18 protein-coding genes are annotated in these 23,058 nt (G+C 39.1%); 4 read left to right on the top strand and 14 right to left on the bottom strand.

What is annotated here, in order from left to right; all coding sequences use genetic code 11:
* Window positions 1–165 precede the first annotated feature (165 nt).
* Window positions 166–972 carry a helix-turn-helix domain-containing protein gene (locus WC743_RS26975; RefSeq protein WP_373016668.1) on the bottom strand — a complete coding sequence of 269 codons (807 nt, stop codon included), beginning with the start codon at window positions 970–972 and terminating at the stop codon, window positions 166–168.
* A gap of 69 nt (window positions 973–1,041) precedes the next feature.
* Window positions 1,042–1,926, bottom strand: coding sequence for an oxidoreductase (locus WC743_RS26970; RefSeq protein WP_373016667.1), 885 nt, complete (start codon window positions 1,924–1,926; stop codon window positions 1,042–1,044).
* 227 nt (window positions 1,927–2,153) lie between these two features.
* Between WC743_RS26970 and WC743_RS26965 the strand changes: the two genes are divergently transcribed.
* A complete protein-coding gene (locus WC743_RS26965; protein ID WP_373016666.1) occupies window positions 2,154–3,161 on the top strand; it encodes a glycosyltransferase family protein in 1,008 nt (335 codons plus the stop codon).
* An 18-nt stretch (window positions 3,162–3,179) separates the two neighbouring features.
* Here WC743_RS26965 and WC743_RS26960 read toward each other — a convergent pair whose 3' ends face one another.
* Genes WC743_RS26960 through WC743_RS26950 form a run of 3 tightly spaced genes read right to left on the bottom strand, consistent with a single transcriptional unit; the run spans window position 3,180 to window position 6,023 of the window.
* Window positions 3,180–4,214, bottom strand: coding sequence for a polysaccharide deacetylase family protein (locus tag WC743_RS26960; protein WP_373016665.1), 1,035 nt, complete (start codon window positions 4,212–4,214; stop codon window positions 3,180–3,182).
* 1 nt (window position 4,215) lies between these two features.
* Entirely contained in the window at window positions 4,216–5,565 is a 1,350-nt protein-coding gene (locus tag WC743_RS26955) for a glycoside hydrolase family 140 protein (protein ID WP_373016664.1), read from the bottom strand.
* Between the two features lie 29 nt (window positions 5,566–5,594).
* On the bottom strand, window positions 5,595–6,023 hold the full coding sequence (locus WC743_RS26950) for a GNAT family N-acetyltransferase (protein ID WP_373016663.1): 429 nt from the start codon (window positions 6,021–6,023) through the stop codon (window positions 5,595–5,597).
* A 363-nt stretch (window positions 6,024–6,386) separates the two neighbouring features.
* Here WC743_RS26950 and WC743_RS26945 point away from each other — a divergent pair, with 363 nt between their 5' ends.
* Entirely contained in the window at window positions 6,387–7,364 is a 978-nt protein-coding gene (locus tag WC743_RS26945) for a glycosyl hydrolase (RefSeq protein WP_373016662.1), read from the top strand.
* A 38-nt stretch (window positions 7,365–7,402) separates the two neighbouring features.
* Here the strand turns inward: WC743_RS26945 and WC743_RS26940 are convergent, their stop codons facing one another.
* Window positions 7,403–8,356 (bottom strand): 6-bladed beta-propeller, encoded by a 954-nt coding sequence (locus tag WC743_RS26940; RefSeq protein WP_373016661.1) that lies wholly within the window; start codon window positions 8,354–8,356, stop codon window positions 7,403–7,405.
* Window positions 8,357–8,662: 306 nt separating this feature from the next.
* Between WC743_RS26940 and WC743_RS26935 the strand changes: the two genes are divergently transcribed.
* Window positions 8,663–9,532 carry a universal stress protein gene (locus WC743_RS26935; protein ID WP_373016660.1) on the top strand — a complete coding sequence of 290 codons (870 nt, stop codon included), beginning with the start codon at window positions 8,663–8,665 and terminating at the stop codon, window positions 9,530–9,532.
* A 54-nt stretch (window positions 9,533–9,586) separates the two neighbouring features.
* Here the strand turns inward: WC743_RS26935 and WC743_RS26930 are convergent, their stop codons facing one another.
* From WC743_RS26930 to WC743_RS26895, 8 genes are all read right to left on the bottom strand, one after another.
* Window positions 9,587–10,891, bottom strand: coding sequence for a PAS domain-containing sensor histidine kinase (locus WC743_RS26930; protein WP_373016659.1), 1,305 nt, complete (start codon window positions 10,889–10,891; stop codon window positions 9,587–9,589).
* Window positions 10,875–12,251: a sigma-54-dependent transcriptional regulator gene (locus tag WC743_RS26925; RefSeq protein ID WP_373016658.1), complete on the bottom strand. Its 1,377-nt coding sequence runs from the start codon at window positions 12,249–12,251 to the stop codon at window positions 10,875–10,877. Before WC743_RS26925 ends, WC743_RS26930 begins: the two co-directional genes overlap by 17 nt.
* A gap of 18 nt (window positions 12,252–12,269) precedes the next feature.
* Window positions 12,270–13,454: an ABC transporter permease gene (locus WC743_RS26920; RefSeq protein ID WP_373016657.1), complete on the bottom strand. Its 1,185-nt coding sequence runs from the start codon at window positions 13,452–13,454 to the stop codon at window positions 12,270–12,272.
* Between the two features lie 26 nt (window positions 13,455–13,480).
* The gene (locus tag WC743_RS26915) at window positions 13,481–14,710 is read right to left on the bottom strand and encodes an ABC transporter permease (protein ID WP_373016656.1); all 1,230 of its coding nucleotides are present in this window, start codon (window positions 14,708–14,710) and stop codon (window positions 13,481–13,483) included.
* Between the two features lie 25 nt (window positions 14,711–14,735).
* The gene (locus tag WC743_RS26910) at window positions 14,736–15,401 is read right to left on the bottom strand and encodes an ABC transporter ATP-binding protein (protein WP_373016655.1); all 666 of its coding nucleotides are present in this window, start codon (window positions 15,399–15,401) and stop codon (window positions 14,736–14,738) included.
* 19 nt (window positions 15,402–15,420) lie between these two features.
* Window positions 15,421–16,878, bottom strand: a complete 1,458-nt coding sequence (locus WC743_RS26905) for a TolC family protein (RefSeq protein ID WP_373016654.1) — start codon at window positions 16,876–16,878, stop codon at window positions 15,421–15,423.
* A 4-nt stretch (window positions 16,879–16,882) separates the two neighbouring features.
* Window positions 16,883–18,130: an efflux RND transporter periplasmic adaptor subunit gene (locus WC743_RS26900; RefSeq protein ID WP_373016653.1), complete on the bottom strand. Its 1,248-nt coding sequence runs from the start codon at window positions 18,128–18,130 to the stop codon at window positions 16,883–16,885.
* 168 nt (window positions 18,131–18,298) lie between these two features.
* Window positions 18,299–19,330: a LacI family DNA-binding transcriptional regulator gene (locus WC743_RS26895; RefSeq protein ID WP_373016652.1), complete on the bottom strand. Its 1,032-nt coding sequence runs from the start codon at window positions 19,328–19,330 to the stop codon at window positions 18,299–18,301.
* 521 nt (window positions 19,331–19,851) lie between these two features.
* Here WC743_RS26895 and WC743_RS26890 point away from each other — a divergent pair.
* On the top strand, window positions 19,852–22,920 hold the full coding sequence (locus WC743_RS26890; protein WP_373016651.1) for a SusC/RagA family TonB-linked outer membrane protein: 3,069 nt from the start codon (window positions 19,852–19,854) through the stop codon (window positions 22,918–22,920).
* Window positions 22,921–23,058 lie beyond the last annotated feature (138 nt).

Genomic DNA, 23,058 nt, shown 5'->3' with positions numbered 1-23,058 from the left:
TCTTTCACTTGTCCGTTTGCTGTATGTGCAAACACAAGTATAAATATGAAAAAAGAAGATAGAAGCCTACTCATGGCTTTATAATTTGATTACATTAAATATACGTTATATTAATATTAAATTAACACACAAATTACATATATATTTTTTAAGGCATGGTTTATTCTATATCCTTGAGGGTGCTATTCCATAGATCTTTTTAAAAGCAAAAGAAAAGTGAGACAGATCCTGAAAGCCTAACTCCAGATAAATGTCTGATGGTGCTTTACCTTTTTCTTTGATAAGATAGTAAGCTTCCTGTAGCCTCCGTTGCTGTAACCATCTGTTTGGCGTGGTTTTAAACAGTTTTTCAAAATCACGTTTAAACGTTGCAAGGCTGCGGCCAGTTAAATAAGCAAAACGTTTTAACTGAACATTAAAATGGAAGTTCTTTTCCATGAATCCTTCCAGGTCAATTTTACCCGGTTCACTAAAATCAAAAAGTACATCTTTTAGTTCGGGATTGGTTTGAAGCAAAATAAGGATGGCCTCCTGAAGTTTTAACGCTTGTAATTTTTCGTTTATCACTACCTCCTCCTGTTGGTATGGCATCAACGAATCCATAAAGCTTTTAAATAAAGCATCAGGTTTTAATACAATTATTGAATCACCATTGTAGTGATTTGAGGCTTTGTAACCGTACTCCATACTAAAATTGCGCAAGGTCTCCTGATCAAGGTAAACAGATAGCGATTTAAATTCGCCATTGGGTGGTGGTTGCTTTATAAACTTAACCAGATTATTGCGCTTGATAAACCTGAAATCACCGGGGTTATACACATACTGCTTTTGCCCGTCGTTAATAGTAAATGTACCTGAGATCTGATAGCTCAGCACATGCTCGGGCACAAACTGTTCACCCTCTCTGCTGCGTGTAAAATAGCAGGAATAGGTTATTTTTGGTTTAGCGTTACTGTTTTGTTTACCTGGCATTATATAATGTAATTAAGCTGATTGAGTTGCTGTGAAATATGCCAACTCAATCAGCTATCTTTCTACAAATTACTTCTTTAAACTTAAATATCGTTTGCCTTGTTCAGTTTCAAGGAAATTTACTGCATCGTCATGGTCTGTTGAGATACTTACAGATTCCCATTTTTCCAGCTCTGCCAGCTTTGCAGCCTCTGAATGTTTAACAATGGCCACTGCTTCGCTTCCTAATAGCAAATGTAGTGGTGGTTGCGGGTGATCAACCATGTCTATCATTACTTTTGCTGCTTTGTCCGGATCTCCCATTGGTACAAAACTTCCGCTTTTAAACAAATTAACCCTTGTATCAACGGTAGTTTCATATCCTTCTACATGTTTAGCATAGGTCATTGAATCACCTGCCCAATCAGTTTTAAAACCGCCGGGTTCAACACAAGTTACTTTTATGCCCAGAGGTGCAACTTCTATCGCCAGGCCTTCGCTAAAGCCGCTTAAACCAAATTTTGCGGCCTGGTAAACAGTTACGCCTCCGCTGCCTACTCTCCCGCCTATCGAACTTATTTGTAATATGTGGCCGGAGCGTTGCTTACGCATATAGGGTAATACAGCACGGGTAATTTCAATAGGAGCATATAAATTAGTTTCTAACTGACTGCGAACCTGCTCATCAGTAAAAGCTTCAACCGCGCCTGTTATCCCAAAACCCGCGTTGTTCACCAATACATCTATCCGGCCAAAATGAGCTACTGTATCTGCAACTGACTGGTAAACCTCGTCGTGGTTAGTAACATCCAGTTTAATTGCATATAGTTGATCCGGGTATTTATCTTTCAGTTCTTGTAATTGTTCGGGGTTGCGGGCTGTTGCGGCTACTTTATCGCCCTTGGCAAGCACTGCTTCCGTAAGGCTTCGTCCCAAACCGCGGGAACTTCCTGTAATAAACCAAACTTTCGTCATTGTTTTATTTTTTAATGATTAATTTTAGTCAAAAGTAGGATCAATTTACAACCGTTGGTTTGTTTAAAGGTTCATTTAACTTTGTTAAAAAGCTCAATATTTGTGTTAAATTTATATTAATTAATTTATTAGCGTTAACACAATGGTAATTACCTTTAGTAATAAACTTATTTAATTTTGTTTCATGCCCTGCTATATTTAAGTATGCGGCGGCATTAATAAACCTTATGAAAATACTATACGCAATACAAGGAACCGGCAACGGGCATTTAAGCCGTGCAATGGATATAGTACCACTATTGCAACAAAAGGGAGAGGTTGACCTGTTGGTTAGCGGCATTCAAGGCGACCTTACTTTACCCTTCCCTGTTAAATATAAATTTCATGGGATGGGGTTTGTATTCGGCAAAAAAGGCGGGGTTGATCTTTGGAAAAGCTTTTATAAATCTGATCTGCGTAAATTTTTAAAAGAAGTTAAACAACTCCCTGTTGAAGAGTATGACCTGGTGATAAGCGATTTTGAACCGGTATCTTCATGGGCATGTAATTCAAAAAACAAACCCTGTATTGGCCTTAGTCACCAGGCGGCTGTATTGGCCGAGCAGGTTCCGAAACCCGACTCAAGCGATATTATTGGCAAACTGATACTCAAACAGTATGCTCCTGTAACCGCACAATATGGTTTTCACTTTAAAGCTTTCAATGCAAATACCTTTACACCTGTTATAAGAAAACAGGTGCGCGATCAACAGGTAATAAATAAGGGCCATTATACAGTTTACCTGCCTGCGTTTGACGATGATAGATTAATAAAGAAACTATCGAAATATAAAAACGTACAGTGGGATGTATTTTCCAAGCACAACAAAAAGGTAATCGTTCAAAAAAATATATCAATACACCCTATAAACAACGAAGCTTTTATAAAAAGCATGGCCGAAAGTGAAGGCGTTTTATGTGGTGCCGGTTTTGAAACCCCTGCAGAAGCATTATTCTTAAAGAAAAAGCTATTGGTTATCCCGATGAAGAATCAATACGAGCAGCACCTAAATGCCGCAGCCTTAAAAGATATGGGTGTACCGGTTATTAAAAGCCTCAAAGCAAAACACGAGGAAACCATTAAGAACTGGATAAATGAAGGCAAGGTTATCAGTGTTAACTATCCTGACAAAACCAAAGAGATCATAGACCTGATCTTCAAAAAACACGCCCCTAAACCAACAGGCGACAGATAAGCGTTATATAACTTTGGCCTATTTGAAATTCACCAATATTTTATCCGGACCGGGTAATGCATTAAATATTACTTTATCAGCTTCTGTATTAAAATTGAGAATTTTTCCTTTTTGAAGTATGCTTTTAACCTCAAGCTTATTTACTGTTAAGTTTATGGTTAACGGCTGATCGAAATTATTGCGGTTAGTGAGTGTATCTGACAAAGACAATTGCCATGTTTTTGGAGTTCTCCGTATCAATCTTAAAGTAGCACTATTTCTTTCTTTATGATACTGAATAACGTTCTTAAATGGCGCTATCCATAAGTCTGCCTTACGTTTATCCAATTCAATCAAGTGCTTTTCAAATACATCCCCCGGCGTAATGATCCAGCCATCAGCAATACCATGATAGGTTGGGCAAAACCAACCGCCAATTGCTATAGTTTCATCAATGTTTTTACCAAAATCAGCCATAGATGCCGAGTCGGTTATCATTTGACTGTTAATGTTATAATAATCATCGTTAGTTAAGGCAAAATCATATTTATTATAAGCGTAGGGTTTGTTTTTTGTGGCCCTCGCCCCTATAAAATATTTGCTTACCGTTTGCCTGATGCCTTTGTCCTTTTCGGTATTCCCCCCGCCCTCACCAAACGGATAAGCATGGGTAATTACTTTTTTACCCGGTATATATTTATCTATATATTTATTTGATTCGATGCTTTCAAAAGCTATAGTATCCAACGGGATCTTTATAAAATGTGGGTGCGTAAGTGCATGATTAGCAATCTCATGACCGGCCAATGAAGCTTGATTTAATAGATCCCAACTGATTTTTTGGTCGTTTATAATTTTTACAGCTACAAAAAAAGTCGATTTAAACCCGTACTGGTTTAACAGTGGCAAGGCAATATGATATTGGCCTGGTATACCGTCATCAAATGTTAAGGTTACCGCTGCTTTTTTGTTGTTGAACCATGGGGCTATGGTATATTTTAAGCTTTCGGCATTTTGTGCAAAAGTGCTAATGGTTATTAAACAACCCAGCAGGCAACAGCTAATTAACTTCATACTATAGCTTTTTGTATTGTTTTGCGGTATCGTCTAAAATCAGGATCCAATCCTGACCATAACCGTTTTTTGGCGGATTGAACTTATTATTTTTAGTATTTGATACGATGCCTGCATCTTTTGTTTTGCCATTGCGCGGGTCATACCAATAGGCGTTCAGGTTTGTCGCTTTAATTTTGCCCGCAATTACTGTAAACGGTTTCCCCTGCGCTGTATACACAAATATGTAACCATCTCCCCTGGTAGCTTGTATGCGTTCTGCCGGAGTATTATTACTTTCAAGTATTATCGATTGATCAGGCACGCGGTCCGGCATTGGGTGCGACTCCATCAATCGTCTTACAAACTGCATTTGCGTAGCTCCCGGCAGGTCAAGTGCGTCATACCAATAAAAATGTGGCCCATTCAATGGCTCGTATCTTGGACTATACATCTGCCAAATGTCGTGGCATCCATAGGTATGCCCAAATGCACCGGCGAACAGATCGAGATAAGCTGATTTCCTGACATCATAAGGGCTTGAAGTACCCATGTCGCTTACGTTAAAGCAAACGGGATGATCTTCATAAATTGGCTCGCCATCAATTGTTGGTTTTACGGGCGTAGCATTATAGGAAGCATTTATTTTATCATATGTAGGATTATCCCTGCAATGCCCGGTCTGGAACATATTAAAGGTAAACCATTCCTCGTTCCTAAACCACTCTGCAGAACCCAATTGGTTTGGCTGACAATGGTAAGTAATAATGGCTTTATTATCGGTTACCTTCATGATGACCTTACCCATTGCCCGCCAAACAGCAATATCTTTTTCGCCGCGTGGCTGGCGGTCGCCGCCCAGGATCCAGATAATGTTAGTTCTGTTTTTATATCGTTTTGCCAGCCATGTTGCATACACAGCCGCATTTTTTTCGTTAAAAATCTCGGGGCCTTTACCCCAGTTATCTGTATTAAGCTTATCTCCCCAGGTTGGTAAAAACCCTATATTGATGCCATATTCGTTCGCTTTGTCAATAATATAGTCAACATGCTGAAAATATTTTTCATTAGGTTTCTCGGGGTTGTCATCAATCAACGGTGTATCGCCATAAGGGTTAGGGGTTTTAATACCGTCCATTTCAGCCAGCGCAACGGCTTGTATAACAGTAAAGCCCTTTTCGCTCCTGTTCTTTAAATAACGGTCGGCCTCTTCCCTGTTTAAACGATGAAAAAGTTCCCAGGCGGTATCACCCAGCCAAAAAAACGGCTTGCCCGCTTTTAAAATATAATGTTTGTTGGTACTTACACTAAACTGTGCCAGGGCAATTTGTGTTAACATTATAAATAATACAAACAGGGTGCTTCTTTTCATTTTGATTAGGTGATGCAATTGTAAATGGATCAGTCTTTAATATTCAACGCATTAATATCATCCAGTAAAAAACAATGCGGAAAATTACTCATACCTGTTTTTGGATAATAATTTACAGCGGCAGGTGCAGCAAGTAATATCAATTTGGCTTGTGGTGTATGCCTTTTGGTTTCCTTAATAAGCCTTACACCTATACCCATTTTTTGATATTCCTGATCAACCGCTAAGTCAGACATATAGGTACAAAAAGAGAAATCAGTTAGTGAACGTGCCACACCCACCAATTTACCATCTTTACGTGCGGTAACTATCAGGTTAGCGTTTTGCAGCATTTCTTGAATTCTATCGAGATCATTAATTGGCCTTCGCTCGCCAAGGGTGCTGCGTTTTAAAACGTCAACAAATTCATCTGCGTTCAGCGTAAGTTCCCGTTGGTATTCAATTCCAGATAGTGACATTTTAATTGGCTTAAATAATGAGTAATATTATTGATTACCCAAATTTGGTGTTTAGCTATTAAATCCAATAGTCCAATAAATATAAATGCTTTAGTCCAGATTTATTCAATTTAATCCCTGGATGTTCACATTAGTAAAGCAAATTATGCACACAATCTTTCCAGTTACTGCCCGTTTTTTAATTAATTAAAGTTTCAAATCAATATTGTAATAAATTACTTCTAAAAAGTAATTTATAATTCAAAAACAGAGCTTAATATGTCTAAAATTCAAATCAGAATAATATTAATTTCAATCTGTTTCGTTTTACCCACATCATTTTCTTGCAACAAGAACGCAGATATTGAATCCGCCCCAACCTCAATGTCAACCGATACACAGAAAATCTCCAATTTATTAATGGCATCAACAAGTTTACCTTCCACAACCGGGTCTGGGTTTATGCTGGGTGCAAACGGGCATCTTGGTGATGCACCTTACATGCAGTACCCTTATAGTAAGCAAGTTCAACTACTAAATGGAATGGGAATGAATTGGTATCGTATTAATGTTCAAACCAAAGATGACGGTACAATGTCTGCTGAAAGCCGGTTCCTGGACTTATATAAGGCTGCAACTGCCAAGGGTGTAAATATATTGCCTATGCTTTACACCCGTACGCTTGATTTGGATAAAACAGAAGCCGAATCTTACAAATTGGGAAAAACCCTGGGCACTAATTTCGCAGTAAAGTATGGTCAATATTTTAGCTACTATGATTTGGGTAATGATTTAGAGCTTGAATTATTAATTAAGGGAAAAACCGGGCAAAGCCAAAATCATTATAACCGCCGCAAAACTAATGTTACGGCAGCTTACCTAAAAGGAATGGATGAAGGTATTAAATCAAAAGATCCAACAGCTAAAACAATGATATCTACCGGTTGGCTACATTACGGATTCATAAGAATGTGCGATTGGTATGGTGTTAAGTTTGATGTGGTGGCATATCACTGGTATTCTGACATGGAAGGTTCGGCCCCCAAGGCACCATACAATATCCCGGATATTACAGTAAAATTGGCTTCATTATTCCCTAATAAACCTATCTGGTTCACTGAATTTAATTACAGATATAAAGAAATAAAGAGCAGCACATATGAGGCAGACCAAAATGCTTTTGTTACAGCGTTTATAAAAAAATGTAAAAATAACCCTCAGGTAAAAGCACTTCTTATTTATGAGTTATTTAATGAGCCATACAAAAAAACCGAAGAGGCCAATTTTGGGCTAATAAAATGGATCACTCCATATACAGTAATTAGTAAAAAGGTTATAGCTAATACATTGACAATTAAATAAGCTGTTCAATTTCTGCTTCAGAAAATGAACAGTCTAGATTAGATTCTTTCCAGCATTAAGGGATACGTTTTATCAGAATCCCACTGTGGGATATACAGGTTTTCATCCTTATCGACACATACATCATGCGGATGTATAAACGTGCTGCCTTCTTGCTTTTGCGGCTGTAATACACTGTTAATATACACAGGCTCTGTACCACCCGGGCTTGAAACTACCCTATCGTTTTCATCGATGATAGTTATATAGCCCGATCTTAAGTTTTTGTTATGTTCTGAACGAAATACAGCACTATAAACATTTTTACCATTGATAACCGGCCTGCAATTAAAGGAACCGGGCAAAGAAATGGTGTTTAAATATTCGCCACTCATGCTAAAACGCTTTAAAACATTATGATTACGGGAGGTAATAAGTAACGACGGTTCTGCATTGCGGTTATCAACCGTTATACCGTGTACACAATTAAACTGATCAATGCCATCTCCTTTACCACCCCAATGGCGAATGTAATTGCCCCTGGCATCATACTGAATAACAAACTGAAGGCCATAACCATCAGTCACATAAATATCCCCATTAGATGCAATTGCTGTTTCCGTAGGTTTATATTCGTTAGCCGATGTATACAAAGAAATTTCTTGGGGATAATCCAGTATCATCAGTTCTTTACCCTCCAAATTTGTTTTTATTACCTGGTGCCTTACGGTATCTGTAATGTATAAAAACTCTTCTCCGTTTTCATCACTAAGTGTTAATCCATGTGCGCCGGGATATGTTTTGCCCCAGCTCGCTTTCACAATACCATCTTTGCTATAAACTAATACATTATTACGGGTTTCATTGGTTAATAAGTAAAGCAGCCCATTTTTGCTCATTACCATCTCATGGCAATCATTTACAGGATATTGTTCAGGGGTAAATTCAGCCCAATCTTTTTTAACCCGGTATTTAAAATTGTTGTGCCCTATTACCAATTCATTTTTTTGCATAAAGTAAACGTATTTTATAAAGATCTTTAAAGTTTAACAAGCCTGGTATTCATACAAAGCAGATGCAGTGTATTTGATGCGAGCTAAGTTAGGAATACTTTTTTTCACCAGGTTGCAAAATTCACCATATCCATACGTACACCGGTAAGTGTAGGCGTTTCTTAAAAATAAAGCCAAATGATGTTAGTAATCAACCTACTAAATGATCATGGTCATTTTTTCATTCAATTTTAAGTCCAATATTTGTAATATATAATTCCGGCAAATAAAACATAGGCAGTAGTTTCACCAATAAAAAACATAGTCATGAAAAATATTTTGGTACTGACCGATTTTTCGGCCAATGCAGCAAATGCTGCTACAAATGCGGTTTATTTGAGTGAAAAACTTCACACCGATTTATTACTTTATTACACCTATCAATCAGCTCCGGTTACGCCTTATTATGCCGGTGGCCCATTTGTGCCTGCAGCAAATGTGGTATTTGAAGAGAAAAGCAACAAAGAACTTTCCCTGCTTTCAGAATATCTTAAAACAAAGATCGAAGTATCAGCTCATGGTCATCGCCCTTCAATACATCATATGACCGGAGAAGGTAATTTAGGTGAAAACGTCAAAGATATCATTCATCAAAAAAACATTGACCTGATTGTAATGGGTGCCCGTTCAAGTAGTGTTATTGACCACCTGTTAAGCGGAAGTGAAACCACTGATGTAATTAATTATGCAGACAGGCCCGTGCTTATCATCCCTGCAGGATCTGAATTAAAGCACCTTAAAAAGATTGTATTTGCTACCAATTACAATGAAAATGATATCCAGTCACTTGGCTATCTTATAAATTTAGCACAGTTTTTTGACGCAAAAATAGAGGTAATACATGTTGATGTAATGGGAGAAAGAGAAAACCATAATATTATAGTTGAAGTGGAGTTCAAAAAATATATTAATGATTTAAAATTTTCCGGAATAACTTATCATGATATCCAGGGGAAAAATGTTGTTAACAGCATTAATCATTTTTGTCATAATTGTGGGGCGGATATGTTGGCTATGGTGCATTATAACCGCTCCTTCTTCGCCCGGGTCTTTGGTAAAAGCGATACAAAAAAGGAATTGATCAACCAAAAACAAGCGGTACTTGTATTTCCGCCAGATTTCTCAATTATTCCATAAGTATTTGCCTGCTATTTTGTCCCTAAACCGAAGCTACTTTATGTTTATGACAAATTATTTCATATTTATTGTAAACACAGTTTTATCAGCAATTGTCTTTAAAGAAAAACTGAATCCATGATTCAACAATATTTCACGCACCAGGGTTAAACCTATGCCCTGCCCGTCTTTTTTGGTGCTGAAAAAGGGCGAGAATAGTTGAGTGCTTTCCTCTTCACTTATCCCTTTGCCGTTGTCTGTAATAAAAAGTTCACCTGTTTTAACGTTGATGATAAATTGAACCAATCCACCGTTTTTATCCTCAATTGCCTCAATGGCATTTTTTACGATATTGATGAGTGCCTGTTCCAGTTGGTGTACATCGGCACTAATGATAAATGGCTTTGCCGCAGGCTGGAATAAAAGCTCTACATTTTTAGCCCGGGCTTTTATCTGCATTAGTTCTAAAACCGCTTTAACAAGCAAATTAAGGTCTGTTTGCTTTTTATTAGCTGGCGGGAGCTTTACCAGATCGGCAAAGTTGCGCATAAAGTGGTTAAGATTTTGATTACGGTCAAAAGCAACCTGAAGGGCGTTACTTAGTTGATTATCTGTTTGTGTTTGCCATAAAGTATCTGTTTTTAAAGCTGATTGCAAGATGGAATTCACCGGGCCAATGGTGTTATTCACTTCATGCGCCATCATCCTTATTACCTTCCCGTAAGTGTTTTTCTCGGCAGCCAGTATTTCGGCGGTCAGTTCTTCTATCATCAAAAACCCCCGCTGAAAGCCACGATCTATAAAGTGGGATTTCTGCAGTTTATAGGTGTTTATGCTATCAATTTTAACAGTAATGGTTTCCCCGGTTTTTAAATCCGCGGCTTGTTCTAAAAGCGGGTGTTGTATTTTGCTAAGCTCATGGCCTATCAGTTTTTTATCAGCAACATTTAATATTTGTATGGCCTTAGGGTTCAGCTGATGTATCCGGTTATCATGATCTAATATAATTATACCCGTTGGCGACGTATATATCAGCTTCTCCAGGAAAAAGTGCTGCTCTTCCTGCCGAATGCGTTCGTTTCTTAACTCGTCAATCATGTGGTTATATACATTTATCAGTTCATCTACTTCATACTTGCCCGTGGGCAAAAACTTTACATTAAAATCCTGGTCTTTTATTGCTTCTATTCCCTGCAGCAGCATTTTTATCGGACTTACCAATTGCCGGTAAAGCTGAATAGATATAACCACCGATATGATTACAAAAACCTCTGAAATAATAAAGAAGACCCTGTTTTGATTGAAAATATAAAAAGTTAATGCCAGTGTTAACAGATGCACTATAACAACAAAAAGTATGTATTTAGTCCTCAGCTTCATCGTCATAAGGTATCTCAAATTTATCCAGTCGCCTATAAAGCGCACTACGTGTAAGGCCTAATGCTGTAGCCGCCCTGCTCACCTTGTTCTTATGAAAAATCATGGCCCGTTTTATCATCTGAATTTCCATCTCCTCCAGGGTTATGGTGCCCACACCCGGCCACTGCGTATTCCCGTTTTTTTGAGGTGATAATTCCAACTGCGATTTAAAATCATCTATCTCCAACACATTTTTTTTACTTACAAGGATAGATCGTTCCACCAGGTTTTTGAGCTGCCTGATGTTACCTGGCAAAGGTAATTGTTGCAACCACTTCATAGCGCTCTTAGATACCGATAGCCCGGGCCGGTTATAGATCTGTTTTAGATTATTGATAAAGAAATTCACCAGCAATGGTATATCATTTGGCCGTTCGCGAAGAGCGGGTAAAGTTATGGTGATCAGGTTGATACGATATAACAGATCTTCCCTGAAAGCACCACTATTTGACATTGCTAATAAGTTTTTGTTGGTAGCACATACAATACGCACGTCCACAGTTTTGGTACGGCTGCTGCCCAATACCTCGTAGGTACGGTCCTGCAAAACACGCAGCAGCTTTACCTGACTGCCGGCATCCAGGTCACCTATCTCATCTAAAAAGATGGTACCTTTGTTTGCCAGCTCAAAGCGTCCGGCCCTGTCAAATCGTGCATCTGTAAATGCTCCCCGCACATGGCCAAACATTTCGCTTTCAAACAGCGAGGTAGATATTCCTCCCAAATTTACCTTAATGAACGGTTTATTGCGTCTCGGGCTGTTCTGATGAACGGCCTCTGCAATCAATTCTTTACCAGTTCCGCTTTCTCCCATTATTAAGATAGAGGCATCGGTCCCTGCTACCCTACCTATGGTTTCCAGTATTTGCAGCATTTGCGGGTCCTCTGCTATAATGTGTTGAAAATTGTATTCTTTATCCAGTTGCTTACGTGTACGGTTTACTATGGTACTCTCGCGCAGATCAAGCAATGTTTTTACAGATTGCAGCAGATGGCCATTATCCCAGGGTTTATTAATAAAATCGTTAGCACCTAATTTCATTCCCTGTACTGCCAGGGCTATGCTGCCCCAGCCGGTTATCAATATAACAGGAATAGCAGGATTTTCGTTTTTAATATCACGCAGCAATTCCATTCCCTCTTCTCCTATAGTACTAATAGAAAAATTAAGATCAAGGATTATTAACTCAGGGATCTCCTCCTTTATGATAAGCAATGCATCTGCAGGGGTTTCGGCACCGGTAACTGCGTACCCTTCGCCTTTCAGCAATAGCTGTAAAGACGTTCTTACTGCGGTATCATCATCAATAACCAATATCATACTGTCAAATCTAAAGTATTATTCCTCATGTAAAGCAACTGCAGGGTAAATTGCCGCCGCCTGCCTGCCCGGGTATAATGAGCAAACCAAAACCAACAGGTAAATAAATACTATAGAAAGCAACATGGCAATTATATATACACTCGCCGCCAAATCAAACACGTTCAATAACGGGAACTGTATAGCAAAAAAACATCCGATAATTAGTGACAGTGTAGCCAATATCATGGCCTCGCTTACCAGCTGGGCAGAAACCGAACTGCCGGGCGCACCAACAGCCCTGCGCAGGCCGATCTCTCCCCGCCTTTTATTGATATTGTACCACAATACCCCAAAAATACCCAAGGCAACGTTGATGATAAGAAACGCCGCTACAATAGAAAGTATAATAAGCGGCACCAGGGTAAATTTGTTGTAGCTGGTTAGTTTGTTAGATAAATGCTCCACCTCAATATTCGAATCTTTTAAGTTGTTGGCCATAAACTTATATAGCTTGCTTTCAAACGCTGCATCGGCATCGGGGGTAACTTTTACCAGTATCTTGCCTAACCAACGATAAGACGATGTATCAATGTGGGAATACATTGAATACTCGGGTGCCTGGTAGTCGCCATTAAATTTAATATTGTCAATAACGCCTATCACCTTTATTTTTTTCTTACCATCATAATTTTCGTAAAATTTACCTACTGCACTGGCTTTACCAAACATCCTTTCTTTAAGCTTGCTGTTTATCACCATCAGTTCCTGCTTTGATCCTATATCTGCTTTATTATACCAGCGGCCTTCCACTATTTTAGCATTAAGCGTTTTGGTATAGTTATCATCCACCATAAAACTATTTATATGTTGTATATGGTCGCCTTTATAAGTAATACCGGTTGACATATGGTTGCTTGAAAACGGAATATTAGCGCTTGTGTGTGCCGCATCTATCACCTTTGGCATAGCCTTAATGTTGTTCAGCAGGTTGTCATAAAAGAGCTTAAGCGAATCTCCGTTGCTTGTTTTTAAGGTGTTGTTATAGCTAATAGCCCATACGTTCTGGTAATCGATACCCATAGGTTTGGCGTAATTGTCATAGGAGTTTAAGCTGAAGGTAAACACCGCGAATATAACCAGGAACGACAGCAGGATCTCCACTATAAGCAGGGAGTTTTGCTTCTTTTTATTCCAGATCATTTTAAATAAATGCTTGAACATAATATTGTTGATTTAAGGTTAATAATTTATTGGGACTTTAAAGCCGTAACCACATTAAGTTTCGACATGCGCCAGGCCGGATACACGCCGGATAGTAAACCAAATACTATACAGGTTATAATGGCGTAAAATAGTACCGTAAAGTTTAAACCAAGGGTTAAGTTGGCAATAAGCTTTGCGTTATTAATAATATACATGGCGATAAGTGATAATATGATGCCTATAAGCCCGCCTAAAAATGTAAGGATAAGGTTCTCTACAATAAACTGGTAAACCAACGTACGCGATGATGCCCCAAAGGCCTTACGCACCCCAATTTCTGACGAACGTTCCATGATACGGGTTATGTTAACATTTACCAGGTTTAGAGTTGGCAACAACATTACAAACAGCGCGAAAAGTGTAATAGCAGTTATGGCATACAACATGCCCGATTTGGTTTCATTACCACTGCGTACATAACCTTCTACGTAGCTGTCGGCGTGGCTGTAAATATGGTCCCACTCCTTACCAGGTATAGGCAGTTTGGTTACGATGCCGGCATATTCCTTTTTCATTTTAGGCACATCGCTTGCTTTGGCAGCCATAACAATGCCCATATAATTGCCCATATAGCCTTTATTGCTCGTCATGTCGGTTTTAGTAACGGTTATAGGCAGGTAGATATCCGAATAATATAAATAGGATGTAATAGGCAGCGTTTTCACCACGCCACATATCCGGTACTTCACGTTATCAGCCTCAATATATTTACCAAGCACAGGGCCGGAATCGCCAAAGTATTCTTTTTTAAGGTCTTCGGTAATTACGGTAACACGGTCTGCATTATCTATTTGTTGTTTGGTTATGGCTTTCCCTTCGGTAAACTTATAATCCAGAATGTCCCAATAATCAGCATTGGTGTATTTATAGTTGATAACAATTTTACGGTTATTTACATAAGTATTGGTTGAATTAAAGCCCGATGAAATGGCAAACTTAACCGGTGTTTTCATACTGCCAACATACTGTTTGAGGAAGTAATAACTTAATGCTGACGAATTCATAGATTCCTTACCGCGCAGCTCTATTTTACTGATGTATAATGAACGGTCGCGCTTATTATCCGGATAATCATCATTCACTACCTTATCTATAAAGGCGGTTAAAACCATTAGTATGGTCAGCGTAAAGCTGATGCCAAATAGGCTAATAAAGGTGAAGAATTTTCTCCGCCTTAAAACCGCTATGGCTATTTTGAAGTAATTTTTTAGCATGATCTTAGTTTTTTAGGTTGATAAATTATTGAACCTGCGATCCGTCAAACAACCTTACCAGGCGATGGGTCTTCTGCGCCATGTTCTCATCATGTGTAACCATTACAATGGTGGTTCCTTCATTGCTGTTTAGCTGTAAAAGAATTTCCATGATCTCGCTACCCATAGCGCTATCCAGGTTACCGGTAGGCTCATCGGCCAATATAATCTCCGGCCTGCCCACTATAGCACGTGCTATAGCAACACGCTGCCTTTGCCCGCCAGAAAGCTGGGATGGGAAGTGTTTGATCCGGTTGCTCAGCCCTACTTTTTCTAATGCCTCAGTAGCAAGCCTTTTTCTTTCCTTAGCAGTCGAATTACGATACAGCAATGGCAACTCCACATTATCCAGCACCTGCAGGTCATTTATGAGATGGTAACTTTGAAAAATAAAGCCGAGCTTTTTATTGCGGAATTGAGCAAGCTCCTTATCTGAAAATTTGCCGGTGGTTTGCTCGTCAATGCTGATACTGCCCTTTGATGGCATATCTAAAAGGCCCATTATATTTAACAACGTACTTTTGCCACAGCCTGATGGGCCCATAACAGAAAGGAATTCTCCTTTTTCAATATCAAGGTTTATGCTGTTAAGCGCCAGTGTTTGGATAGTGTCTGTCCGATACACTTTTTCAATGTTTTGTAATCGTATCATGTGATTTAATTTAGTAATTTTATTTATAAGTTATTTTTTGATTTTGTTCAAAGTCATAAAGCGACAGATAGCGCAGTTGGTAATAGGCTCCCCAAAAATCTCTCAGGGCAGCAACGTAATCACGCTTAGCCTGATCATTTTCCTGGAAAGCTATACTCAGGTCGGTAATACTTAAATCGCCCAGCACGTATCTTTCCCGGGCTATCTGGTATTTTTCTGATGCGATGCTATCTGCCTGGGCAGTAAAAACCAGTTGATTTTTCATCAGGTTAAATAAGGTTACCTGAGTAATGATCTGTTGCTTAAAGGTTTGTTTATCCTGCTCTACTTCGTATTCGGTAAATTGCTCGTTTGCTTGCGCCGTTTTAACGCGCGATTTTGAGCGTCCCCAATCCAGCACTGGTATGCTGAACTGTAATTGCAGCAGCTGCTGGTTCTGCGGAGATTTATATACATCGGGTATATTCCTTGCCGTGTTGGAATAGCCGATATTGGCGGTTAAAGTGGCTACCAAGCCGCTTTGGCCTTTTGCCTTGGCCACATCTCTTTTGGCCTCGGCAATGCGACGCATAAAAGCGATCGCATCTGAACGGTTTTCAAAAGCTTCAGCCAGTACTTTATCGGCAGATACCTGCATATCAATGGTAGAGGCCGGCAGTTCAAGCACAATTTTTTCATCACCTTCTGTACCTGTGTAAGTGCGCAGGTTAAGGGTAGCAATTTCCATATCGCGTTTGGCAGTGCCTACTGCCTTTTGAGCGTTCAGTTGTTCTAATTGCAATTGCAATATCTCATTTTTTGATACCTTACCCAGCTCGAATTTAAGATTGGCTATTTTTAATATCTTTTGGGTGTTAACATAATTTGTTTCGGCTATTTGCAAGCCCACCTGTGCCATTAGCAGATCAAAAAAGTAGCCGCTAACAGTTATTGAGATTTGCTCCTGTGATTCGATATAGGCTTGCTTGCTTTCATTAAACTTTAGCGGTTCAATCTTTTTATCCCATCGTAAAGCGTTAAACTGGAACAGGGGCTGGCTATAACCTATTGCATATGGCACGCCATTATACAGTACATTATCGCGGTCGAAATCATAAAAGCGCTGCATTTGGGTAGTCCCATAAATGGTACCTCCGGTAGTGGTTATGCTCTGGCTAAAATCAAGCTGGAGCGATGAATTATCATTATGTACCGGCTGGAAAAGTATGGTACCATCTGGCTGTAACACCTGCTGAGTTGTTTTACTATAACCGGGCAGGTTGCCGCTTAAGGATAATTGCGGCTGATAATTAGATTTAAAAGTACGCCATTGCCAGTATTTGGTTTCGCGCACTGTGGTAGCCTGCTTTGAGGCAATGGAGTTGCGCTTTGCCATTTGCACCACCTGCTGCAGGGTAAGCTTAACTGTATCGCCGCCGGCACTACCAAAAGCAAGCCTGCTCATGAGTACTAATATGATGATGTATAGATATTTCATGGCGTTAATCTTTAATAGTGAGCTCTTTAGCATTCTTGTATTCGCTCATATCTGAAGTAATCACCACATCGCCGGGCTTGACACCATTTTTTATTTCAACAAAATCAAAATTGGATAAGCCCATATGTACTGATCTCCTTTCGGCTTTGCCGCCATTCAGCACAAAAATATCCTGATCGGCAGGCCCTTTAAACGTGGGGCCATTAGTCACCCGCAATACCTTACTGTGTACCTCGGTCACTAAAAACACATCCACTTTCATATTAGGGCGAAGCTGTTTGCTGTTGCGTTCATCTAACTGTACATCAAAAGTTACTATACCATTTTGTACAGAAGGATACACGTTTACCACATGCCCTTTCAGCTGCACTTCGTTTACACGTACTATAACCGGCATGCCGTTATGAAGCTGATCCATATAATTATCAGATATACTGCCGTTAACTTTAAAACTACCCAGATCGGCAATGCGGGCAAGTGATTCGCCTTCGCGTACGGTGGCCCCAATATTTTTATTTACATAGGTAACAACTCCGCTGCGGGTGGCTATAATGTTAGCAAGCTGTAGTTTGCGCTGTAATTCATGCAGATCGTTCTCCTGTATGGCCAAAGCAATTTCGGCCTCCTTAATTTCTATCTGCATTGTTTGCTGCTTGCTTTTTATCTCGTTCTCCAGCTGTTTCTTTTCCAGTTGAGCAACTTTCAGGTTCAGTTGGGCCTGCTCAATACTTTCGCGGGTACCACCCCCGGCTTTAAAAAGTCGTTTGGCATTCTCTACCGCGTCTGCAAGGTTGCTTATTCGCAGTTGTTTGATATCGTTATTAGATTGTATATCAAAGAAGCTTTTACCCAGATCAAGCTTGAGCTTACTGATCTCGTTACGCTTGCTTTGTAATTGAAATTTGATCTTCTCAAATTCTGTTTGCGAGGCCGATTTATCAAGGGTAAGTATAGATTGCCCTGCCTTTACCTTATTACCGGCATCCATCACTACATTTTTAATAGATGCATTTATGGGGCTGGTTAATATCTCCTCAAATTCCGGGAGTACTTCTCCGCTGGCATTCAGCGTGTTTTCAACATCGCCCCGTTCAACTATGCCGGTAGTAATTTGTGCTTTGCTAATAGTTGACTTAAGTGTAGCGCGTACAAACCATACAGCAGATACCAGTATTAGTAGTACGATAACTCCTATAGTGATGCCCTTTTTCTTTTTTTGGGCGGATACTTCCTCTTCAATTACCTTGTCCATTGTGATAAATTAATATACAGTGGTTTGCAAGGCTTATACCAAAGTTAAATACCTGTTAAACAGCAACTTAACTTAAGTCTACTTTGATAAAGTGATCGATATCGGACAAGTCTTTCTATTTTCGTAACAGAATTGAAAAGAAGCAATAAGGAAGGATAAGTTAAACTATTATTTGACCCGATTGCAATTCAGTGATTTAACTGTTGATGACCTAATGATTAGGTTAGTTTTTAATTGCTTAATAATGGCCTTCTTTTTATCACTTTCAATTTGATCAAATAAAAGTTGTGCAGCAGTACAACCAATATCTTTAACAGGCTGGGCAACTGTTGTCAATCCGATTAACTCTGATGCGAAATCATTGCTAAAACCCACAACTGCTATATCTTCCGGGATTTTCAATCCCATTGATTCAATAATCTGAATAGCCTGGATTGCAGACGGGTCATTAATACAAAAAATAGCATCAGGAGGGTTTTTGATTTTAAGTAAGTGATTAATATATATTTTCACTTTATCAGGCGACAAATCGCATTCAATGATCAGATCTTCATCAACCCCATAATTGTCTTGTTTAAGTGCATCCATATAACCATTCAGTCTTTTTTTACTGATGCTCAATGACCTGGGCCCCGCAAGGTGGGCGATCCGTTTTTTTCCGATCTTGATCAAGTGTTCTGTTGCACTGAAAGCTCCTTCGTAATCATCAACAAGTACTTTAGGAACCATCATTTCATCACACACCCGATTAAAAAAAACTATAGGGATGTTTTTCCTGTCAAAAATTTTGAAATGATCGAAATTAAGCGTCTCCTGTGAAATGGAAACCAATAAGCCATCTACCTGGTGACCTAATAAAAGTTTTGCATTTGCAACCTCTGTTTCATAAGATTCATTTGATTGCATAATTAAAAGCAAGTAGTCCTTTTGTTTAGCTATTTGTTGTACCTCAACGATTATAGACGGGAAAAAAGATGAACTAAAATCCGGGACAATAATCCCTATCGTTTTACTACGCCCCTTTATTAAGTTAGTGGCAATAATGTTCTTTTGGTAGTCTGTACTGATAGCCATCTCCAGCACTTTCTTCCTGGTTTCTTCATTAACATTAGCATGCCCCGTCAGCGCCCTTGATACCGTTGACTTGCTGATGTTTAGCGCCCTGGCAATATCTTTAATTGTAACCTGATGACCTTTCATGCATTGAAGGTATATATTGAAACCCAAGAATGCAACTATTGGGAACGGTCTCAATGATTGGGAACGTTCCCAATAAAATAATTTCTTTCAAACAGGTTTTTTCAATATTAAATTTCCTTTACTTCATGCCGTAGTATCAATCTATTGATACATTAATACCAATTTTGAACTTTAAGAATATAAAAATAATAAAGTAGGTTTTGCCTGTTTGTGATGATTTATTACTGCTTTCACAGGTTAATTATCATTGCAATTATGAAATTTGTTTGCAGTACGGCTTTTAAGAAAGCACAAGCAATTTCAGTAGCTCAAAATCTTGATAAGTATACCTGCAGGCAAGTATACGCGTAAAAGTTAAACCTAATTAGAAACTATATAAAAACGATTATGAAAGATTTACCCACTAACCTACCCAATGTGCCTCTCCCCCAAACAGGCATTTATATTTGATACAAGGTATCACTTATACTACATGTAAAACCTAAACACTAACCAATAACCATGACCCTAAATAAACCAAAATGAACAAAATTTTACTTACAATTCTTATTTCCTGTTTTTGTATCAGCACTTATGCACAAGTGAGGAGCATCTCCGGGATAGTTGTAGATGAACAAAAGGTACCGGTACCCGGTGTCACCGTAAAAGCCGACGGAACAACCGTAGGTACCATGACAGATTTAAAAGGAGAATTTACTCTTAAAGTTCCGTCATCTGTTAAAAGCATTTCTTTTTCGGCTATTTCATATGTTGCACAAACTGTTGATATTACTAATAAAGAAAAAATAGAGATCCAACTTATTACAAACGTGCAGAGTTTAGACGAAGTTGTTGCTGTTGGATACGGATCACAAAAGAAAGCAAATTTAACCGGTGCTGTAAGTACCGTTTCTGTAAAGGAAGTTGAGGGCAGGGCACTGACATCAGCCGACCAGGTTTTGCAGGGGAAATTATCCGGCGTTACAGTGGTTCAAAATTCCGGCAGGCCGGGAGATGACAACTCGCAGATCAGGATCAGGGGTATTTCCTCAATCGATAATAATAATGATCCGCTGGTAATAATAGATGGGGTACAAACCAATTTTAACGATATTAATCCTTATGATATAGAATCTATCTCCGTATTAAAAGATGCTGCTTCTGCTGCAATTTATGGTTCAAGAGCATCGGCAGGTGTAATTATCATTGAAACCAAAAAAGGTGTAGCGGGTAAAGGGTTGCGGGTTGATTATAATGGTACAGGTTCCTGGTCGCAGGCTACAAGGCTGCCAAAAACTGTTGATTCCTACACATATGCCTCGCTTTTAAATGAAGCAAGGGCAAATGTTGGTTTAACACCTGTTTATACCCAAACCCAATTAGATCTTTACAAAAACCAAACTGACCCCAATTATCCTAATACCAACTGGTATGACACGTATTACAAAAAAGCATTCTTGCAAAATCATTATCTAAGCTTAAGTGGTGGCGACAAAAACTATAAGTTTTCTAACTCAGTATCCTACAAAAAACAAAACGGGATATTAACCGGTACCTCTGCCGATAGAATTTCTTACAATACTAATTTAGATGGGTCTTTTATCAGGAACAAAGTAAGGGTTAATCTTGGCCTTATTGGTTATACTAACAAAAGCACCGAATTAATTGCACCAACAAACTCTGTTTTATCAGAGGTTGCCGGCTTTCTTCCTACAGTTTATGTAAGGTCTATTGATACGCTTACCGGAAGCCCGAATTTGTATAGTTATGCCGGGAGATTTTTAGGAGCAAAGGACCTTGGCGGTGGCGCTAAAAATGACGCATACAACCTTAATACCAGGGCAAGTATTGAAATAGAGCCCATAAAAAACCTGGTAGGAAAAGTTTTAATCAGCAACAATCGTTTAAAAACAAATTATGTAAACTTTCAGCCTGAGTTTTATACGTCTGGCACATATGAGGAAACTGCTATAAACATCAGGCAGTCTATGCTTGAAAAGAGCAACTCGCAGATGGATCTGAATACCTATTCAGCTACGCTTAACTATTCATACAGCGCCGGTAAACACGATTTTAAAGTACTTGCCGCTACCGAAAAACTGGAGAACATTTACACCTATGATGGCGGCAGCGTTAAAAACCTTTCATCTAACCAACCTATTTTTGGTTTTGGCGATCCAACTACACTATTCCTAACCAGTTCGGCTTATGAAACAGCCACAGCCTCCTATTTTGGGCGGTTAAATTATTCCTTTGCCAGTAAATACCTGCTTGAGTTTAATATGCGCCGAGATGGTTCATCCCGTTTTGCCGACGGAAGGAAATGGGGAAACTTCCCATCTGTTTCTGCAGGCTGGCGGGTAAGCGAAGAGCCATTCTTTAAACGCTTTGAAAACATCTATCTAAAGATCAGGGGCTCATGGGGAAGACTTGGGAACCAAAACATCAGTTCGCAATACGCTTTTGCCGATCAGATGAGCGGATCTGAATATTATGATTTTGGTGGTGTTATCGTCCCCGGAAGAGGTACAATTAGCCTGGCTAATAAAGATACAAGATGGGAAACCACCGAGCAAACCAACATTGGTATTGACATGACGTTATGGAATAAACTTAACATCACTGTTGACTACTTTAACAAAAAAACTTATGATATCCTGGCGCGTGTTACCATTCCACCATCACTTGGTGTAACAACTCTGCCCTATCAAAACATAGGTGATATGGTAAACAAGGGAATTGAAGTGAACGTTGGCTACTCTGGCAATATTAACAAACTGCGTTATGGTGTAAATGCTAATTTTAGTTACATCACTAACAAATTGACATCGTTGGGCGGCCTTTCTTATGTTGACCACAACACAACCAACCGCAGTGTTGTTGGCAATCCTTATTATTCATTTTTTGGTTACAAAGTTGGCGGCATCTACCAGGTATCAGACTTTACATGGCAAAATAACAGCGACCCGGCTATACCAAATACCAGCAGGACCTATGCTCTTAAACAAGGTATGCCCAATGTTTCAAGTGTAATGACAAGCCCGGCCCCCGGCGACATCAAAATACAGGACATTGATAATAACGGCATTATTAACGCCAATGATAAAACAATTATCGGGAGCCCGATTCCCAAGATATTGTATTCTATTTCGGCAAACTTAGATTACAAAAACTGGGGGCTGAATATAATTGGACAGGGTGTTGGTCATGTAGATGCCTTTATGAATGGGAACCTGATATCTCCTTTTTATAATACCACAGGCCCACTGCTGACGAGTACAGTAACTAACCGATGGACGTACGATAATCCATCAAATACCTACCAGCGGATTTATGTAGACAAAGGCCGTGATGCACTTATTACCAGTTATAATATTTATAACGCTGCCTATTTCAGGCTTAAAAGTATGCAGCTGTCATACACCTTAAGTAATAAAATAACTAATAAGTATGATATTAAAAGGCTTAGGTTTTTTATTACTGCCGAAAACCTGTTTGTGCTAACAAAGTTTGTTGATGGTTTCGACCCTGAACGAAACTTTATACAAACAACAGCAAGTTTCCACCCGCAAATTGCCACTTATTCGGTTGGCCTAAACCTTAATTTTTAATGTCTACCAAAATTTAAATCAGATGAAGACAAAATATATATTTTTAAGCCTTATAGCCTGCCTGTTTACCGGCTGCACCAAGGATTTTCTGGATCGTAAGCCCATTGACTTTTTAGCCCCTGATAACTTTAAAACCGA

Source organism: Mucilaginibacter sp. (assembly GCF_041660805.1).
Lineage (GTDB): Bacteria > Bacteroidota > Bacteroidia > Sphingobacteriales > Sphingobacteriaceae > Mucilaginibacter.
Note: the sequence above shows the minus strand (reverse complement) of the source record. Positions and strands in the feature narration are given on the sequence as shown.

Bases quoted from the DNA above. Each gene is read 5' to 3' on its own strand.
- WC743_RS26890 (WP_373016651.1), top strand. From the start codon at position 19,852: ATGAACAAAATTTTACTTACAATTCTTATTTCCTGTTTTTGTATCAGC.
- WC743_RS26930 (WP_373016659.1), bottom strand. From the start codon at position 10,891: ATGAAGCTGAGGACTAAATACATACTTTTTGTTGTTATAGTGCATCTG.
- WC743_RS26965 (WP_373016666.1), top strand. From the start codon at position 2,154: ATGAAAATACTATACGCAATACAAGGAACCGGCAACGGGCATTTAAGC.
- WC743_RS26940 (WP_373016661.1), bottom strand. From the start codon at position 8,356: ATGCAAAAAAATGAATTGGTAATAGGGCACAACAATTTTAAATACCGG.
- WC743_RS26910 (WP_373016655.1), bottom strand. From the start codon at position 15,401: ATGATACGATTACAAAACATTGAAAAAGTGTATCGGACAGACACTATC.
- WC743_RS26960 (WP_373016665.1), bottom strand. From the start codon at position 4,214: ATGAAGTTAATTAGCTGTTGCCTGCTGGGTTGTTTAATAACCATTAGC.
- WC743_RS26920 (WP_373016657.1), bottom strand. From the start codon at position 13,454: ATGTTCAAGCATTTATTTAAAATGATCTGGAATAAAAAGAAGCAAAAC.
- WC743_RS26895 (WP_373016652.1), bottom strand. From the start codon at position 19,330: ATGAAAGGTCATCAGGTTACAATTAAAGATATTGCCAGGGCGCTAAAC.
- WC743_RS26945 (WP_373016662.1), top strand. From the start codon at position 6,387: ATGTCAACCGATACACAGAAAATCTCCAATTTATTAATGGCATCAACA.
- WC743_RS26955 (WP_373016664.1), bottom strand. From the start codon at position 5,565: ATGAAAAGAAGCACCCTGTTTGTATTATTTATAATGTTAACACAAATT.
- WC743_RS26905 (WP_373016654.1), bottom strand. From the start codon at position 16,878: ATGAAATATCTATACATCATCATATTAGTACTCATGAGCAGGCTTGCT.
- WC743_RS26900 (WP_373016653.1), bottom strand. From the start codon at position 18,130: ATGGACAAGGTAATTGAAGAGGAAGTATCCGCCCAAAAAAAGAAAAAG.
- WC743_RS26935 (WP_373016660.1), top strand. From the start codon at position 8,663: ATGAAAAATATTTTGGTACTGACCGATTTTTCGGCCAATGCAGCAAAT.
- WC743_RS26915 (WP_373016656.1), bottom strand. From the start codon at position 14,710: ATGCTAAAAAATTACTTCAAAATAGCCATAGCGGTTTTAAGGCGGAGA.
- WC743_RS26975 (WP_373016668.1), bottom strand. From the start codon at position 972: ATGCCAGGTAAACAAAACAGTAACGCTAAACCAAAAATAACCTATTCC.
- WC743_RS26925 (WP_373016658.1), bottom strand. From the start codon at position 12,251: ATGATATTGGTTATTGATGATGATACCGCAGTAAGAACGTCTTTACAG.
- WC743_RS26950 (WP_373016663.1), bottom strand. From the start codon at position 6,023: ATGTCACTATCTGGAATTGAATACCAACGGGAACTTACGCTGAACGCA.
- WC743_RS26970 (WP_373016667.1), bottom strand. From the start codon at position 1,926: ATGACGAAAGTTTGGTTTATTACAGGAAGTTCCCGCGGTTTGGGACGA.